Source organism: Pseudomonas sp. TH37, from assembly GCF_016650735.1.
Classification (GTDB): domain Bacteria; phylum Pseudomonadota; class Gammaproteobacteria; order Pseudomonadales; family Pseudomonadaceae; genus Aquipseudomonas; species Aquipseudomonas farris.
On sequence record NZ_JAEKFD010000001.1, the window covers coordinates 506,614 to 521,857 of the forward strand.

Consider the following 15,244-nt stretch of genomic DNA (forward strand, 5'->3'; position numbering starts at 1 on the left):
TTGGTGCTGTGACTTTCACCACAACGCAATAGTCTATGAGTAGGCTGCTGACTCGAGGCATGAACGCTTCGATCGGCCGGGAAGATTCGCCCCACCCTGCCGCATGGACTATTGAGGAGCTCGCATGACCAAACAAAACGCCTTTACTCGGGAAGACCTGCTGCGCTGCAGTCGTGGTGAGTTGTTCGGCCCAGGTAACGCGCAACTGCCCGCCCCGAACATGCTGATGGTCGATCGCATCACTCATATCAGCGAAGAGGGTGGCAAGTACGGCAAAGGTGAATTGGTCGCCGAGCTGGATATCACTCCAGACCTGTGGTTCTTCGCCTGCCACTTCGAAGGTGATCCGGTAATGCCGGGCTGCCTGGGCCTCGATGCCATGTGGCAACTGGTCGGTTTCTTCCTCGGCTGGCAAGGCTTGCCGGGCCGCGGACGCGCCCTGGGGTCGGGGGAAGTAAAATTCTTTGGCCAGGTACTGCCAACCGCCAAGAAAGTCACCTATAACATCCATATCAAACGCGTCCTGAAGGGCAAGCTGAACATGGCCATTGCCGATGGTTCGGTGACCGTCGACGGCCGCGAAATCTATACCGCCGAAGGCCTTCGGGTCGGCGTTTTCACCTCCACTGACAACTTCTAAGGGTTATCCGCATGCGCCGCGTCGTTATCACTGGTCTGGGCATCGTTTCGTGCCTGGGCAATGACAAAGAGACCGTCTCCGCTAACCTGCGTGCAAGCCGCCCTGGCATCCGGTTCAACCCGGAATATGCTGAAATGGGTCTGCGTAGCCAGGTTTCCGGCTCCATTGACCTTCCCCTCGAAGAATTGATCGATCGCAAGATCTTTCGCTTCGTCGGCCACGCGGCGGCTTACGCCTACCTGGCCATGAAAGATGCCATCGCAGACTCCGGTCTGACCGAAGAGCAGGTTTCCAACGTGCGTACCGGCCTGATCGCCGGCTCCGGTGGCGCGTCGACCTTGAACCAGATGGAAGCGCTGGACATCCTGCGCGAGAAAGGCGTCAAACGCGTGGGCCCGTACCGCGTCACGCGGACCATGGGCAGCACCGTTTCGGCTTGCCTGGCCACGCCGTTCAAGATCAAAGGTGTGAATTACTCGATCTCCTCCGCGTGCGCCACCAGTGCTCACTGCATCGGTAACGCCATGGAACAGATCCAGATGGGCAAGCAGGACGTAGTGTTCGCCGGCGGCGGTGAAGAAGAACACTGGAGCCAATCGTTCCTGTTCGACGCCATGGGCGCACTGTCCAGCCAGTACAACGAAACCCCGGAAAAAGCTTCCCGTGCCTACGACGCCAAGCGTGACGGTTTCGTCATCGCCGGCGGTGGCGGCATGGTCGTGGTCGAAGAGCTGGAACACGCTCTGGCCCGCGGCGCGAAGATCTACGCGGAAATCGTTGGCTACGGCGCGACCTCCGACGGCTACGACATGGTCGCCCCAAGCGGCGAAGGCGCCATCCGCTGCATGCAGATGGCCATGTCCACCGTCGACGCACCGATCGACTACCTGAACACCCACGGCACCTCGACTCCGGTCGGCGACGTCATGGAAATGAAAGGTGTGCGTGAAGTGTTCGGCGACAAGGCTCCAGCTATCAGCTCCACCAAGAGCCTGTCGGGTCACTCCTTGGGCGCCGCCGGCGTTCACGAAGCGATCTACTGCATGCTGATGATGGAAGGCAACTTCATGGCGGGCTCCGCCAACATCGACGAACTGGACCCGGAAGTGGCAGACATGCCAATCCTGACCAAGACTCGCGAAGACGCCACCATCAACACCGTGATGAGCAACAGCTTCGGCTTCGGTGGCACCAACGCCACGTTGGTACTGAAGCGCTGGCAGGCATAGGAGCTGCCGCTGCGATCTTTTGATCTTTAGCGCCCGCGAAGACGCTGAAAAGATCGCAGGCTTCGCCAGCTCCTACAGGTTTCGTATAAACCTGATAGCGTGCCACACAAAAACGCCCCGACTGGTTCGGGGCGTTTTTTTTGCCTCTGAATTAATTACTCGGGCAAGGCAAAAAACCTGTGGGAGCTGGCTTGCCTGCGATAGCGGTGTGTCAGGCAACATCCATGTTTGCTGTGCCTACGTCATCGCAGGCAAGCCAGCTCCCACAGGTTCAGCGGTGTGCAATCCATCAGCTCGAACCGTGGTTTCCTCCTCGCGAACATGAAACATTTGTCATGAAACTCAATGGCCTGCGACTGAATGTCGCGTATTTCGCGGGCTGCAGGACTTTTGCCGATTCTGCAAAAATGGGTTGCCGAACTCTGCCATTTACTTAGCCAACTAACAAAATATATAACAAAGGCCTGCACACGCCTTGCTGCAGATAACAGAGATTGGAGCTAGCAGATGACTGTAAAAGTAACTGAACGCGACGATTCACATATGTCCCATGAAGGCATCGCCGCCGGTATCCGCATCTGGGATGTACATCAACAAAACCTGTTGGTCGGGATGTTCCACTCCGAGACCGAAGCCCACCAATACAAGGCCGAACTGGAAACACTGGAGCAGCAGCGCGAAGCGCGTTCTGCATAATGACCGCATTGAAAACGACAAACCCCGCCATGAGCGGGGTTTGTCGTTGTTGCAGTCTCTAACGGCTTACCACATCAGATCATCAGGGATCTGATAGGCCGCGTACGGATCGTCTTCGACGCTGACTTCTTCTGTCTTCACATTCAGCTGCACGATGCGCTGTGGATCGCGCTCCTGAATCTTCAGAGCCGCTTCACGCGGGATCACTTCGTAACCGCCGGCGTGGTGCACGATCGCCAGGAAGCCATTGCTGAGCTGGTTGCGCATCAGGGTGTTGACGGAGATGCGCTTGACCTTCTTGTCGTCGACGAAATTGTAGTAGTCCTCGGTGGTCAGCTTGGGCAGGCGCGAGACTTCGATCAATTGCTTGACCTGGGCGGCGCGGGCCTTCGCTTCGGCCTTCTCCTGCTGCTGGCGGTTCAGTTCCTGGTCGCGCTTGACCTTCTCGGCCATGGCTTCCTGAGCGGCACGCTGCTGGGAGTCATCGAGTTCAATCTGCCCTTTGTGGGCCAGACGTTGCTGCTTCTGCTTCTCTTTGCCGACCTGTTTGGCCTGCTTTTGATTGACCAGCCCTGCTTTGAGCAACTGGTCGCGAAGGGAAATGCTCATGGTGCTTATTTCTCACTTAGGCAACTGCTCAACCGCAGCTGGGCAAATTCTTTTCCTGACGTTTGGCTTCGCCCCACAAGGCGTCCAACTCTTCGAGGGTGCAATCTTCTATGGGACGGTGGGTGTCGCGCAATGCCTGTTCGATAAATCGGAAGCGTCTTTCAAACTTTGAGTTCGCGCCGCGCAGTGCGGTTTCCGGATCGACCTTGAGGTGTCGCGCCAGATTGACCACAGAAAACAGCAAGTCGCCGACTTCATCGGCAATCGCTACCGAGTCATTGTCGGCCATGGCTTCGAGCACTTCATCGAGCTCTTCGCGCACCTTGTCGAGCACCGGCAAGGCGTCCGGCCAATCGAAACCGACCCGCCCTGCGCGCTTCTGCAATTTTGCCGAACGGGACAGCGCCGGCAACGCGGCAGGCACGTCGTCGAGCAAGGATAACTGCTGCGGCGCCGAAGACTTCTCGGCGCGCTCTTCAGCCTTGATCTCTTCCCAGCGTTGCTTGACCTGCTCCTCATTCAAACGCGGGATGTCCAGCGGCGCGTACAGATCACCGGTAGGGAACACGTGAGGATGACGGCGGATCAGTTTGCGCGTGATGCTGTCGACCACGCCTTCGAACTCGAAGCGCCCTTCTTCCCGGGCCAGTTGGCTGTAATAAACCACCTGGAACAACAAGTCGCCCAACTCACCCTGCAAATGATCGAAGTCCCCGCGCTCGATGGCGTCAGCGACTTCGTAGGCTTCTTCCAGGGTGTGCGGGACGATGGTCGCGTAGGTTTGCTTGATATCCCACGGGCAGCCGTACTGCGGGTCGCGCAGACGGTTCATCAGGTGCAATAGATCTTCAAGGTTGTACATCAATCACTCTCACTGCAAAACCCTTGTGGGAGCGGGCTTGCTCGCGAAGACGGCGGCACATCCAACATCAATGTGTCCTTCAGACCGCTTTCGCGAGCAAGCCCGCTCCCACATTTGATCGCCGCGAACCATGTCGTTACGGCGTGCGGTTACGGCGGGTTTCGATGATGTTCGGCAACTGGGAAATCCGTCCCAGCAACCGCCCCAGCGCATCCAGCCCCGGAATCTCGATGGTCAGGGACATCAACGCGGTGTTGTCCTCTTTATTCGAACGGGTGTTGACCGCCAGCACGTTGATCCGCTCGTTGAGCAGCACCTGCGACACGTCACGCAGCAGACCGGAACGGTCGTAGGCGCGAATGATGATGTCCACCGGATAGGTGAGCACCGGCACCGGCCCCCAGCTGACCTGAATGATCCGCTCCGGCTCGCGCCCGGCCAGTTGCAGCACCGAGGCGCAGTCCTGACGGTGAATGCTCACGCCACGGCCCTGGGTGATGTAACCGACGATCGCATCCCCCGGCAGCGGCTGGCAGCAGCCGGCCATCTGGGTCATCAGGTTGCCGACGCCCTGGATCTGAATGTCGCCACGCTTGCCCGGTTTGTAGCCGGTGGCTTTGCGCGGGATCAGTTCCAGCTGTTCGTTGCCGCGTTCCGGCTCGACCAGTTGCTGCGCCAGGTTCACCAGTTGTGCCAGGCGCAAATCGCCTGCGCCCAATGCGGCGAACATGTCCTCGGCGGTCTTCATGTTGGCCTTCTCGGCCAGCTTGTCGAAGTCCACCTGCGGCAGGCCGAGGCGATTGAGTTCGCGCTCGAGCAAGGTTTTGCCGGCCGCGACGTTCTGATCGCGGGCCTGCAATTTGAACCAGTGGACGATCTTCGCCCGTGCCCGCGAGGTGGTGATGTAACCCAGGTTCGGGTTCAGCCAGTCGCGGCTCGGAGTGCCGTGCTTGCTGGTGATGATCTCGACCTGTTCACCGGTCTGCAGGCTGTAGTTGAGCGGCACGATGCGCCCGTTGATCTTGGCGCCGCGGCAGTTGTGACCGATTTCGGTGTGCACGCGGTAGGCGAAGTCCAGCGGTGTCGCGCCCTTCGGCAAGTCGATGGCGTGACCGTCCGGGGTAAAGATGTAGACCCGGTCCGGCTCGATATCGACCCGCAATTGTTCGGCAAGGCCACCAATATCGCCCAGCTCTTCGTGCCACTCGAGGACCTGACGCAGCCAGGAAATTTTCTCTTCGTAGTGGTTCGAGCCGGACTTGACGTCGGTGCCCTTGTATTTCCAGTGGGCGCAGACCCCCAGCTCGGCTTCTTCGTGCATGGCGTGGGTGCGGATCTGCACTTCCAGCACCTTGCCTTCAGGGCCGATTACCGCGGTGTGCAGCGAGCGGTAGCCGTTCTCTTTCGGGTTGGCGATGTAGTCGTCGAACTCTTTCGGGATGTGCCGCCACAGGGTGTGGACGATGCCGAGCGCGGTGTAGCAGTCGCGCATTTCCGGCACCAGTACACGAACCGCGCGCACGTCGTAGATCTGGCTGAACTCCAGACCCTTGCGCTGCATTTTGCGCCAGATCGAATAGATGTGTTTGGCCCGGCCGCTAATGTCGGCATCGACGCCGGTAGCCTGCAACTCGTCTTTGAGTTGGGTCATCACATCGGCGATAAAGCGCTCGCGATCCAACCGTCGCTCGTGGAGCAACTTGGCGATCTGCTTGTACTGGTCGGGCTCAAGATAGCGGAAGGACAAGTCCTCCAGCTCCCACTTGATATGACCGATACCGAGGCGATGGGCGAGCGGCGCGTAAATGTCGAAGACTTCACGGGCGACGCGGTTGCGCTTCTCGTCGTCGGCAGTTTTCACCGCGCGGATCGCACAGGTACGTTCAGCCAGTTTGATCAGCGCGACGCGCACGTCGTCGACCATGGCCACGAGCATTTTGCGCAGGTTCTCGACCTGGCCCTGAGTGCCCAGCACCAAGGATTGACGGGGGCTCAGGCTGGCGCTGATCGCCGCCATGCGCAACACGCCGTCGATGAGTTTGGCGACCACCGGACCGAAACGCTGGCTGACCGCCGGCAACTGGATCTGACCTTCGCGCACGCCGCGGTACAGCACCGCTGCGACCAACGAATCCTGGTCGAGTTTGAGGTCGGCGAGAATCTCGGCGATCTCAAGGCCGGTGCGGAAACTCGAGGTCCCTTCGGACCACAGATTCTTCGCCGCATTAGCTTGTTGTTCGGCCTCGCGAGCGAACTCGCAGGCTTCCTTCAAGGCTTCGCGATCCAGTGCCGCATCGACACTGACCGCATGATCGAGCCATGCCTCGAGATTGATACTGCCGTCGGTGTTGATCGGCTGGTGTGCTCTCACCTGTACCATCTTGCTTTACCTTCCCTACGACGCAGATTCAATGCGTCAAATCGCTGACCTTTGCTGCCCGTGTGCACTCGCGGGGCTAAGACGAATGCGCTTTGCACGAGCGGGTCAGTCGGACCAGACGAGCCGTCCTAGCTCGCTTCAAATAACGCCATGGCCTCGACATGTGCCGTCTGAGGAAACATATCGAGAATCCCGGCACGTTTTAACCGGTAGCCCTGCTTGATCAATTCGACCGTGTCGCGCGCCAGCGTTGCAGGGTTGCACGACACATACACCAATCGTTTGGCGCCCAGGGACGCCAGCTTGCGCACCACCTCGAAAGCGCCGTCGCGAGGTGGGTCCAAGAGTACCGCACAAAAGCCTTCATCTGCCCATTCGGCATCGGCCAAAGGCTGGGATAAATCGGCTTGAAAAAACTTCGCATTATGCAAATTGTTGTCAGCGGCATTCGCGGCAGCTCGCTTGACCATCGCCTGCACGCCCTCCACCGCCACCACTTCGCGAACGGTTTTGGCCAGCGGCAAGGCAAAGTTGCCCAACCCACAAAACAGATCCAGAACCCGCTCATCAGGTTTCGGCGCCAGCCACGCCAATGCCTGGGCGACCATCGCTTCGTTGACCCCGGCGTTGACCTGGATGAAATCTCCCGGCCGATACGCCAGGTTCAAGTCCCACTGTTCAAGGCGATAGCCCAGCGACTGATCGGCCTCGACCGGTTGCGGCTCGCCGTCACCATGCAGCCACAACTGGGCTTCATGGAACGCGCAGAATTCCTTGAGGATGGTCATGTCGGCTTCGGACAACGGCGCCATGTGCCGCAGCAATACCGCCAATGACGAACCACTGAACAACTCCACATGCCCCAGTGCCTGAGGTTTGCTCAAGCGCCGCAGCATCTCCGGCAAGCGGGTCATGATCGGTTGCAAGGGCTGTACCAGCACCGGGCATTCGTTAATGGCGACGATGTCCTGACTGCCGGCAGCGCGGAAGCCGACTTCGAGTTTTTTCGCTTTCATGTCCCAACGCACCGCCACTCGGGCGCGACGACGGTAACCGAATTCCGGACCGCTCAACGGCGCTGCCCACTCTTCAGGTTCGACACCGGCAACCCGCGACAATTGCTCGGCGAGCATGCGCTGTTTCAGGGCGAGCTGTTCGTTGTGGGGCAGATGCTGCACGCTGCAACCGCCGCAACGAGCGGCATGAGCGCAGGGTGCCGGACGGCGCAATTCACTGGCCTGGAACACGCGCTCGGTGCGCGCCTCGACCACTTTGCCGTGGGCACCCAAGACCCGCGCCTCGACGTCTTCACCGGCCAAAGCGCCGATGACGAACCAGGTGCGACCTTCGAAAAACGCGATACCGCGACCGTCATTGGCCAGGCGCTCGATGGTCAAGCGCTGCTTTTTGCCGGTCGGGACTTGCGGGGCCTTGCTGCCACCCGTGGGCTGGAAGCGCAGGCCTCTCTCTTGCTTGGCCATCAGTTGGGCGCGTCGAAAATGCCGGTCGACAGGTAACGGTCGCCACGGTCGCAGATGATCGCGACGATCACCGCGTTTTCAACTTCTTTGGACAGACGCAGCATCGCTGCCACGGCACCGCCCGAAGACACGCCGCAGAAGATACCTTCTTCGCGCGCAAGACGACGGGTCACGTCCTCGGCTTCGCTTTGCGCCATGTCGACGATCCGGTCCACGCGCTCGGCCTGGTAGATCTTCGGCAGGTATTCCTGCGGCCAGCGACGGATGCCCGGAATCGCCGAGCCTTCCATCGGTTGCAGCCCGATGATCTGCACGTTGTCGTTCTGCTCTTTCAAGTAGCGCGAAACGCCCATGATGGTGCCGGTGGTGCCCATCGAGCTGACGAAATGAGTGATGGTGCCTTCGGTCTGACGCCAGATTTCCGGACCGGTGGTGGTGTAGTGCGCCTCGGGGTTGTCACCGTTGGCGAACTGATCCAGCACCTTGCCGCGACCTTCGGCTTCCATTCGCTGGGCGAGGTCGCGAGCGCCTTCCATGCCTTCTTCCTGGCTGACCAGAATCAGCTCGGCGCCATAGGCCGTCATGGCGGCTTTACGCTCGGCGCTGGAGTTGTCCGGCATGATCAGGATCATCTTGTAACCCTTGATCGCGGCAGCCATCGCCAGGGCGATCCCGGTATTGCCCGAGGTCGCTTCGATCAGCGTATCGCCGGCGTGGATCTGCCCGCGCAATTCGGCGCGGGTGATCATCGACAGCGCCGGACGGTCCTTGACCGAACCCGCCGGATTGTTCCCTTCGAGCTTGAGCAAAAGGGTGTTGCTGGTGGCGCCAGGCAGGCGCTGCAAACGGACCAGCGGAGTGTTGCCGACGCAATCGGCGATGGTTGGGTACTGCAAGGTCATGGCGTATTCGCAATCCAGACTGCGGGGGCGCCTATCATACCGGCAAACGTGCGCAGGCCATATCACGCAAAGTAAGGGGCTTATGGCGAATGGGAATAAGGGGCTGGATCAGTACTCTTCACCTTGCGCGACATTCAATGCATAGAACTCATGCAACTTGGCCTGCAACAACTGTTTGTCCGGTAGCTGCACCTGGTATTCAGCGATCAGCGCTGGCGACAGGCTGCGGTTAAGGGCGTATTCAACCACCTCGTCATCCTTGCTGGCGCAGAGCAATACACCAATGGCCGGGTTTTCGTGGGGTTTGCGCTCCTTGCGATCCAGCGCTTCCAAATAGAAGTTCAGCTTGCCCAAATACTCCGGTTTAAAACGACCGACCTTAAGCTCAATGGCTACAAGACAATTAAGGCCGCGGTGGAAGAACAGCAGATCCAGGGCAAAATCACACCCACCCACTTGAAGCGGATACTCGGAACCGACAAAGCAGAAATCGCGTCCGAGTTCGCTCAGGAATTCTTTGAGGCGCGCCATCAACCCTTTATGCAGATCAGTTTCGGCATGGCCACCCGGCAGGTCGAGAAAATCGAGCATGTAGGCGTCGCGGAATATCTCAAGCGCTGCCGGGTGGGCTTGTCTCAGCACTGCTGAGATTTTTGCTGGTTGGGTCACGCTTCGTTCGAACAGTGCGGTCTTGAACTGACGCTCTAGTTCGCGCTTCGACCATTTATCCTGAACTGCCAAACGGACGTAGAACTCCCGCTCTTCCGGCCGTTTACTCTGGCTGAAAATGATCAGGTTGTGCGACCAGGACAATTGTCGCACCAGTGGTGCGACTTTCTCTTCAGCGTGATAAGTCTCATAGAACTGGCGCATGCGAAACAAGTTCGACCGAGTAAAACCGCGCAACCCAGGTTGAGACGTGGCCAGATGCTCAGCCAGTTGGCTGACCACAGAATCGCCCCACTCAGCCTGTTCCAGTTTGCGACTGATGTAAGCACCCACCTGCCAATACAGCTCGATCAACTGGGTATTCACCGTCTGCATGGCCTGCTGTTTGGCACTTTGAATCAGCGCAAGCACTTCATTGAAACGATCGTCGGTTGCGTTGTCGGGGACACTGGATGCATTCATGCCGAACTCCTTGAGGACGAGGAAAAACGCGAGTCTATTCCGTCGAATCAGGCATAAGGTGTCGGCAATACCCTTTAGGAAAGGTCGTACAAATAAACGGGAACGCTCCGGCATGATCAGCGCGGTGGTGGCTGGGAGGTCCTCTTCGCGGGCAAGCCCGCTCCCACAGGAGTTGGAGTTGATCACACGATTTGTGGCAGACACACATCAACTGTGGGAGCGGGCTTGCCCGCGATGGCGTCATCACTAACACCGTCATCATCCGCCAATAACCGCATATTCAACCGCAACCCTACCCCGCTGTTCTCCGCCCACAAACGCCCACCCTGCCTCTGCACCGCATTCCTCGCGATGCTCAAACCCAATCCGAATCCACCATCCCCCGGCCGCGAACCATCGAGCCGGATGAACGGCGAGAAAATCCGTTCAAGATTCTCGTCAGCCACCCCGCCGCCCTCGTCTTCCAGCCACAAGTGCCAGAAGTCACCATCGCGATGCCCACCAAGGCGTACAACGCCGCCCTGCGGTGAATGACGAATGGCATTGCGCAGTATGTTTTCCAGCGCCTGGGCCAGGGTATTGAGATGGCCGCGCACCCAGCAGGATGCATCCACCGCACAGTGCAACTGACTCGCCGGCCAGCCACTTTCATAGCAGGCGTTTTCCGTGAGCATATCCCACAAGGCCTGGACCTGGATCGCTTCATCGGGCAACGGCGCGCGCTCGGTGTCGAGCCAGGCCAGTTGCAGGGCGTCTTCGACCAAGCGCTGCATGCCGTCGACTTCCCGGCCAATGCGTTCGCGCAACTGCCCCAGGTCCTGCTCGCTTTCGCTGGCCACCCGCAGCCGGCTCAGCGGTGTACGCAATTCATGGGACAGGTCGCGCAGCAGTTGCTGTTGCAGGGCCACCGTGCTTTGCAGGCGCTCGGCCATGTGATCGAAGGCTCTGCCCAATTCACCCAATTCATCCGAGCGGTTGGTGGTGCGACTCGATAAACGCACAGTCAGTTGGTCGGCGCGCCAGGCATTGGCTTGTTCGCGCAGGCTGTTCAATGGGACGACCAGCAATCGATACAGCCCCACGCACAGCAGCAGGGTAAACAGCCCGGGAATCACCCCATTGGTGATCACCCGCCAAAACACCCGGTAGCGTCCGGGCATGAAACGTTGAGGCAACTCGATCACCAGGCTGCCGGCAGACGGGTCGTTGGGAAATGGAATTTTCAGCCACGGCAGGCCCTGATTACGCCGACTCACTGGCCAATCCAGACCGCGCAAAAAAGTCAGGCGCTGGATTTCCTGGTTGGCCAGCGGATGATTACTCAGGGATTGCAAGTCGGCGCCAATGACACCGACCCAGGTCGACTCGTGCTGGCCGATACGCCGCAACCAGGCATCAATGCCTGCACTCTGCTGTTCGTTCCACGCCCGCTCCGCCTCGGCGGCGTAGCGCGTCAGGGTGCCCCGGGCCTCGTCGGACAGGAACAGGTTTTTCTTTTCCATGTAGCGGCCCCAGGACCAGCTCAACCAGATCATCAGCAGACAGAACGCCACCAACAAGCAAGCCAGTTTCCAGAACAGTGAATGCCGGCCCGGCACGTCAGACCATTTCATCGGCCGCACTCAATACATACCCCTTGCCCCAGACCGTACGCACTTCGCGCTCGGTGTAACCGATGGCCTTGAGCTTGCGGCGAATCTGGCTGATGTGCATGTCGAGGCTGCGGTCATGGGGCGCATAACCGCGCTGTAACACCTGCTGATAAAGGAATGCCTTGCTCAGTACTTCATCACCGTTGCGATTCAATGTATCCAGCAACCGATATTCGCTGCGAGTCAGGCCGGCGGCGTGCTCGCTCAAAAAGACCTCGCACAGTTCATCGTCGAAACGCAGGCTGTCCATCGCAGGTGCAATCGGTGCCGGCGCCGGCCGCCGGTCGAGCGCCACCCGCCGCAGGATCGCCTCGATGCGCACCCGCAACTCGGCCATGCTGAAAGGTTTGGGCAGGTAATCGTCGGCGCCGAGGCGAAAGCCACTGATGCGATCCGCCTCCGCGCCCAGCGCCGACATCAGCACCACCGGCGTGGAATGGCTCTGGCGCAGTTGGGTCAGCACCGCCAAGCCATCCAGCCCCGGCAACAGAATATCCATCAACACCACATCGAAGGCTTGCTGGCGGGCAATGGCCAACCCTTCCTGACCGTTCTGGCACCAGGTCACCTGAAAACCACAGCGCCCCAGATGCTCATGGACATAAGCACCGAGTACCAGATCGTCTTCGATGGAGAGGATGCGGGAATGGCCAACAGAGATGGGAGTCATAAGTATCTGCAAATAATTCTCAGTCGCCGATTATTCAAGATTGCCCCACCAGGGGCAAGCCAAGGTTTGCCCCCCCTTGACCAAAGCATTGAACTGGCCGACGAATGACGACATCAATTTACGAAGATTGCCTGCATGCAAATCGCTACACTGCGCAGGTGGCGCGTGCCGGACGCATGTGCAGGTCAATAAACAGCTGGATGCGGGAGAGATGCGTGCTCAAGAAACTGGGAATTAAAGGCCGCGTGCTGTTGCTGACTCTGTTGCCGACCACCCTGATGGCGCTGGTCCTGGGCGGCTATTTCACCTGGATGCAGCAATCAGACCTGCAATCCCAACTCATGCAGCGCGGCGAAATGATTGCCGAACAGTTGGCGCCGCTGGTGGCCCCGGCCATGGGTCGCAAAGACAACGACCTGCTGGAGCGCATTGCCACCCAGTTCCTGGAACAAACCGACGTGCGCGCGGTGACATTCCTCGCCCCCGACCGCACACCGCTGGCCCACGCCGGCCCGACCATGCTCAATCAGGCCCCTTTGGGCAACGGTTCACAACTGCTGCGCCGCAGTGGCAATGACGCCACCCGCTATCTGCTGCCGGTGTTCGGCAAGCACCGCAACCTGGCCGGCGACCTGATCCCCGATGAAGCCGACCGCCTGCTGGGTTGGGTCGAACTCGAACTGTCACACAACGGCATGTTGCTGCGCGGTTACCGCAGTCTGTTCGCCAGCCTGCTGCTGATCGGCGGTGGCTTGGTCGGTGCGGCGCTGCTGGCGTTGCGCATGGGCCGGACCATCAACCGGCCATTGAGCCAGATCAAACAAGCCGTGGCACAGCTCAAGGACGGTCATCTGGAAACCCGCCTGCCGCCCCTCGGCAGCCATGAGCTGGATGAACTGGCGTCCGGCATCAACCGTATGGCCGGAACCCTGCAGAACGCTCAGGAAGAATTGCAAAACAGCGTCGACCAGGCCACCGAAGACGTGCGTCAGAACCTGGAAACCATCGAAATCCAGAACATCGAGCTCGACCTGGCGCGCAAGGAAGCCCTAGAGGCGAGCCGGATCAAATCCGAGTTCCTGGCCAACATGAGCCATGAAATCCGCACACCGCTCAACGGCATTCTCGGCTTCACGCATTTGCTGCAAAAAAGTGAATTGACGCCACGCCAGCTCGATTACCTGGGCACCATCGAAAAATCCGCCGACAGCCTGCTGGGGATCATCAACGAGATTCTCGACTTCTCGAAAATCGAGGCCGGCAAACTGGTGCTCGACCATATTCCGTTCAACCTGCGCGACCTGCTGCAAGACACCTTGAACATCCTTGCCCCGGCTGCCCACGCCAAAGAGCTTGAGCTGGTGAGCCTGGTTTATCGCGATACACCACTGTCGCTGGTGGGCGATCCCCTGCGACTCAAGCAGATCCTCACCAACCTTGTGAGCAACGCGATCAAGTTCACCCGCGAAGGCACCATCGTCGCCCGGGCCATGCTCGAAGAAGAACATGAAGACAGCGTGCAACTGCGCATCAGCATTCAGGACACCGGCATTGGTCTGTCGAACCAGGACGTGCGCGCCTTGTTCCAGGCCTTCAGCCAGGCCGATAACTCGCTGTCCCGACAACCTGGCGGCACCGGCCTGGGGCTGGTGATTTCCAAACGCCTGATTGAACAGATGGGCGGCGAGATCGGCGTCGACAGTACACCGGGCGAAGGCTCGGAATTCTGGATCAGCCTGAGCCTGCCCAAAGCCCGCGACGACGCCGAAGACCTGCCCGGTCCACCGCTGCTCGGACAACGGGTGGCGGTGTTGGAAAACCATGAGCTGGCCCGTCAGGCCTTGCAGCATCAACTGGAAGACTGCGGCCTGACAGTCACGCCGTTCAACACCCTGGAAAGTCTGGCCAACGGCGTGACCGGCGCCCATCAGACCGATCAGGCAATCGGTCTGGCAGTGCTCGGCATCACCAGCAATGACATGCCGCCGGAGCGCCTCAACCAGCACATCTGGGACCTCGAACACCTGGGTTGCCGAGTGTTGGTGCTGTGCCCGACCACCGAACTGACGCTGTTCCACCTCTCGGTGCCCAACCCCCACAGCCAGCTGCAGTCCAAACCGGCCTGCACGCGCAAACTGCGGCGGGCCCTGTCCGATATGGTCAACCCCCGCCAGCAGCGCAGCGACCCCGGCGAGCCTCTTTCCAGCCGCGCGCCGAAGGTCCTTTGCGTCGACGACAACCCGGCCAATCTGCTGCTGGTGCAAACCCTGCTCGAAGACATGGGCGCCAAGGTGCTCGCAGTGGAAAGCGGTTACGCCGCGGTCAAGGCCGTACAGAACGAAACCTTCGACCTGGTGCTGATGGACGTGCAGATGCCCGGCATGGATGGCCGCCAAAGCACCGAATCCATTCGCCAGTGGGAAAACGAGCGGCATTGCACGCCGCTGCCGATCGTTGCCCTTACCGCCCACGCAATGGCCAACGAAAAACGCGCGTTGCTGCAAAGCGGTATGGATGACTACCTGACCAAACCCATCAGCGAACGACAACTGGCGCAGGTGGTGTTGAAATGGACCGGTCTGGCGTTGCGTAATCTGGGGCCGGAGCGTTCCAGCGAAAGCAACAACGGTAATGATTTGCAGGTGCTCGATCACGAAGAAGGCCTGCGCCTGGCGGCCGGCAAGGCCGATCTGGCGGCGGACATGCTGGCCATGCTGCTGGCCTCCCTGGAGGCTGACCGCGAGGCCATCCGCGTCGCTCGTGAAGCCAATGACCAAAATGCGCTGATCGAACGAGTCCACCGCCTGCATGGGGCGACCCGTTATTGCGGCGTCCCGCAACTGCGCGCCGCCTGCCAGCGCAGTGAAACCCTGCTCAAGCAACAGGACGCAAAAGCCCCCGGCGCGCTGGAAGAACTCGAACGAGCCATCAATCGCCTGGCGGCCCATGCGCGAATCAATGCCTGATGCAGCGCAATAACGCCGGGCACCTT

12 protein-coding genes are annotated in these 15,244 nt (G+C 59.7%); 4 read left to right on the top strand and 8 right to left on the bottom strand.

Translation table 11 applies throughout. The features are described from left to right. The first annotated feature begins 124 nt into the window (after positions 1-124). From fabA to JFU11_RS02410, 3 genes are all read left to right on the top strand, one after another. Entirely contained in the window at positions 125-640 is a 516-nt protein-coding gene (gene fabA / locus JFU11_RS02400; protein ID WP_007899046.1) for a 3-hydroxyacyl-[acyl-carrier-protein] dehydratase FabA, read from the top strand. A gap of 11 nt (positions 641-651) precedes the next feature. Then, positions 652-1,869, top strand: a complete 1,218-nt coding sequence (gene fabB, locus JFU11_RS02405; protein ID WP_123720632.1) for a beta-ketoacyl-ACP synthase I — start codon at positions 652-654, stop codon at positions 1,867-1,869. A gap of 507 nt (positions 1,870-2,376) precedes the next feature. After that, positions 2,377-2,565, top strand: coding sequence for a hypothetical protein (locus JFU11_RS02410; RefSeq protein ID WP_007937567.1), 189 nt, complete (start codon positions 2,377-2,379; stop codon positions 2,563-2,565). 66 nt (positions 2,566-2,631) lie between these two features. Here the strand turns inward: JFU11_RS02410 and JFU11_RS02415 are convergent, their stop codons facing one another. From JFU11_RS02415 to JFU11_RS02450, 8 genes are all read right to left on the bottom strand, one after another. Continuing rightward, on the bottom strand, positions 2,632-3,174 hold the full coding sequence (locus JFU11_RS02415; RefSeq protein ID WP_052966627.1) for a DUF2058 domain-containing protein: 543 nt from the start codon (positions 3,172-3,174) through the stop codon (positions 2,632-2,634). Between the two features lie 28 nt (positions 3,175-3,202). Beyond that, positions 3,203-4,036, bottom strand: a complete 834-nt coding sequence (mazG, locus tag JFU11_RS02420; RefSeq protein ID WP_201059628.1) for a nucleoside triphosphate pyrophosphohydrolase — start codon at positions 4,034-4,036, stop codon at positions 3,203-3,205. Positions 4,037-4,172: 136 nt separating this feature from the next. Beyond that, positions 4,173-6,416, bottom strand: a complete 2,244-nt coding sequence (gene relA / locus JFU11_RS02425; RefSeq protein WP_038979473.1) for a GTP diphosphokinase — start codon at positions 6,414-6,416, stop codon at positions 4,173-4,175. Between the two features lie 128 nt (positions 6,417-6,544). Beyond that, positions 6,545-7,897 (bottom strand): 23S rRNA (uracil(1939)-C(5))-methyltransferase RlmD, encoded by a 1,353-nt coding sequence (gene rlmD, locus JFU11_RS02430; RefSeq protein WP_201059630.1) that lies wholly within the window; start codon positions 7,895-7,897, stop codon positions 6,545-6,547. After that, positions 7,897-8,799 carry a cysteine synthase CysM gene (gene cysM / locus JFU11_RS02435; protein ID WP_007899067.1) on the bottom strand — a complete coding sequence of 301 codons (903 nt, stop codon included), beginning with the start codon at positions 8,797-8,799 and terminating at the stop codon, positions 7,897-7,899. The genes rlmD and cysM overlap by 1 nt, the downstream gene beginning before the upstream one ends. 108 nt (positions 8,800-8,907) lie before the next feature. Beyond that, the gene (locus JFU11_RS02440; RefSeq protein ID WP_123720630.1) at positions 8,908-9,930 is read right to left on the bottom strand and encodes a PDDEXK nuclease domain-containing protein; all 1,023 of its coding nucleotides are present in this window, start codon (positions 9,928-9,930) and stop codon (positions 8,908-8,910) included. A 182-nt stretch (positions 9,931-10,112) separates the two neighbouring features. Beyond that, positions 10,113-11,543 carry a sensor histidine kinase gene (locus JFU11_RS02445; RefSeq protein ID WP_201059632.1) on the bottom strand — a complete coding sequence of 477 codons (1,431 nt, stop codon included), beginning with the start codon at positions 11,541-11,543 and terminating at the stop codon, positions 10,113-10,115. Further along, positions 11,530-12,252, bottom strand: a complete 723-nt coding sequence (locus JFU11_RS02450) for a response regulator transcription factor (protein ID WP_201059634.1) — start codon at positions 12,250-12,252, stop codon at positions 11,530-11,532. The genes JFU11_RS02445 and JFU11_RS02450 overlap by 14 nt, the downstream gene beginning before the upstream one ends. Positions 12,253-12,467: 215 nt before the next feature. Here JFU11_RS02450 and JFU11_RS02455 point away from each other — a divergent pair, with 215 nt between their 5' ends. Beyond that, a complete protein-coding gene (locus tag JFU11_RS02455) occupies positions 12,468-15,218 on the top strand; it encodes a response regulator (RefSeq protein WP_201059636.1) in 2,751 nt (916 codons plus the stop codon). Positions 15,219-15,244: the final 26 nt, after the last annotated feature.

Coding starts and splice junctions, on each gene's coding strand:
- fabA (WP_007899046.1), top strand. CDS start 125: ATGACCAAACAAAACGCCTTTACTCGGGAAGACCTGCTGCGCTGCAGT.
- fabB (WP_123720632.1), top strand. CDS start 652: ATGCGCCGCGTCGTTATCACTGGTCTGGGCATCGTTTCGTGCCTGGGC.
- JFU11_RS02410 (WP_007937567.1), top strand. CDS start 2,377: ATGACTGTAAAAGTAACTGAACGCGACGATTCACATATGTCCCATGAA.
- JFU11_RS02415 (WP_052966627.1), bottom strand. CDS start 3,174: ATGAGCATTTCCCTTCGCGACCAGTTGCTCAAAGCAGGGCTGGTCAAT.
- mazG (WP_201059628.1), bottom strand. CDS start 4,036: ATGTACAACCTTGAAGATCTATTGCACCTGATGAACCGTCTGCGCGAC.
- relA (WP_038979473.1), bottom strand. CDS start 6,416: ATGGTACAGGTGAGAGCACACCAGCCGATCAACACCGACGGCAGTATC.
- rlmD (WP_201059630.1), bottom strand. CDS start 7,897: ATGGCCAAGCAAGAGAGAGGCCTGCGCTTCCAGCCCACGGGTGGCAGC.
- cysM (WP_007899067.1), bottom strand. CDS start 8,799: ATGACCTTGCAGTACCCAACCATCGCCGATTGCGTCGGCAACACTCCG.
- JFU11_RS02440 (WP_123720630.1), bottom strand. CDS start 9,930: ATGAATGCATCCAGTGTCCCCGACAACGCAACCGACGATCGTTTCAAT.
- JFU11_RS02445 (WP_201059632.1), bottom strand. CDS start 11,543: ATGAAATGGTCTGACGTGCCGGGCCGGCATTCACTGTTCTGGAAACTG.
- JFU11_RS02450 (WP_201059634.1), bottom strand. CDS start 12,252: ATGACTCCCATCTCTGTTGGCCATTCCCGCATCCTCTCCATCGAAGAC.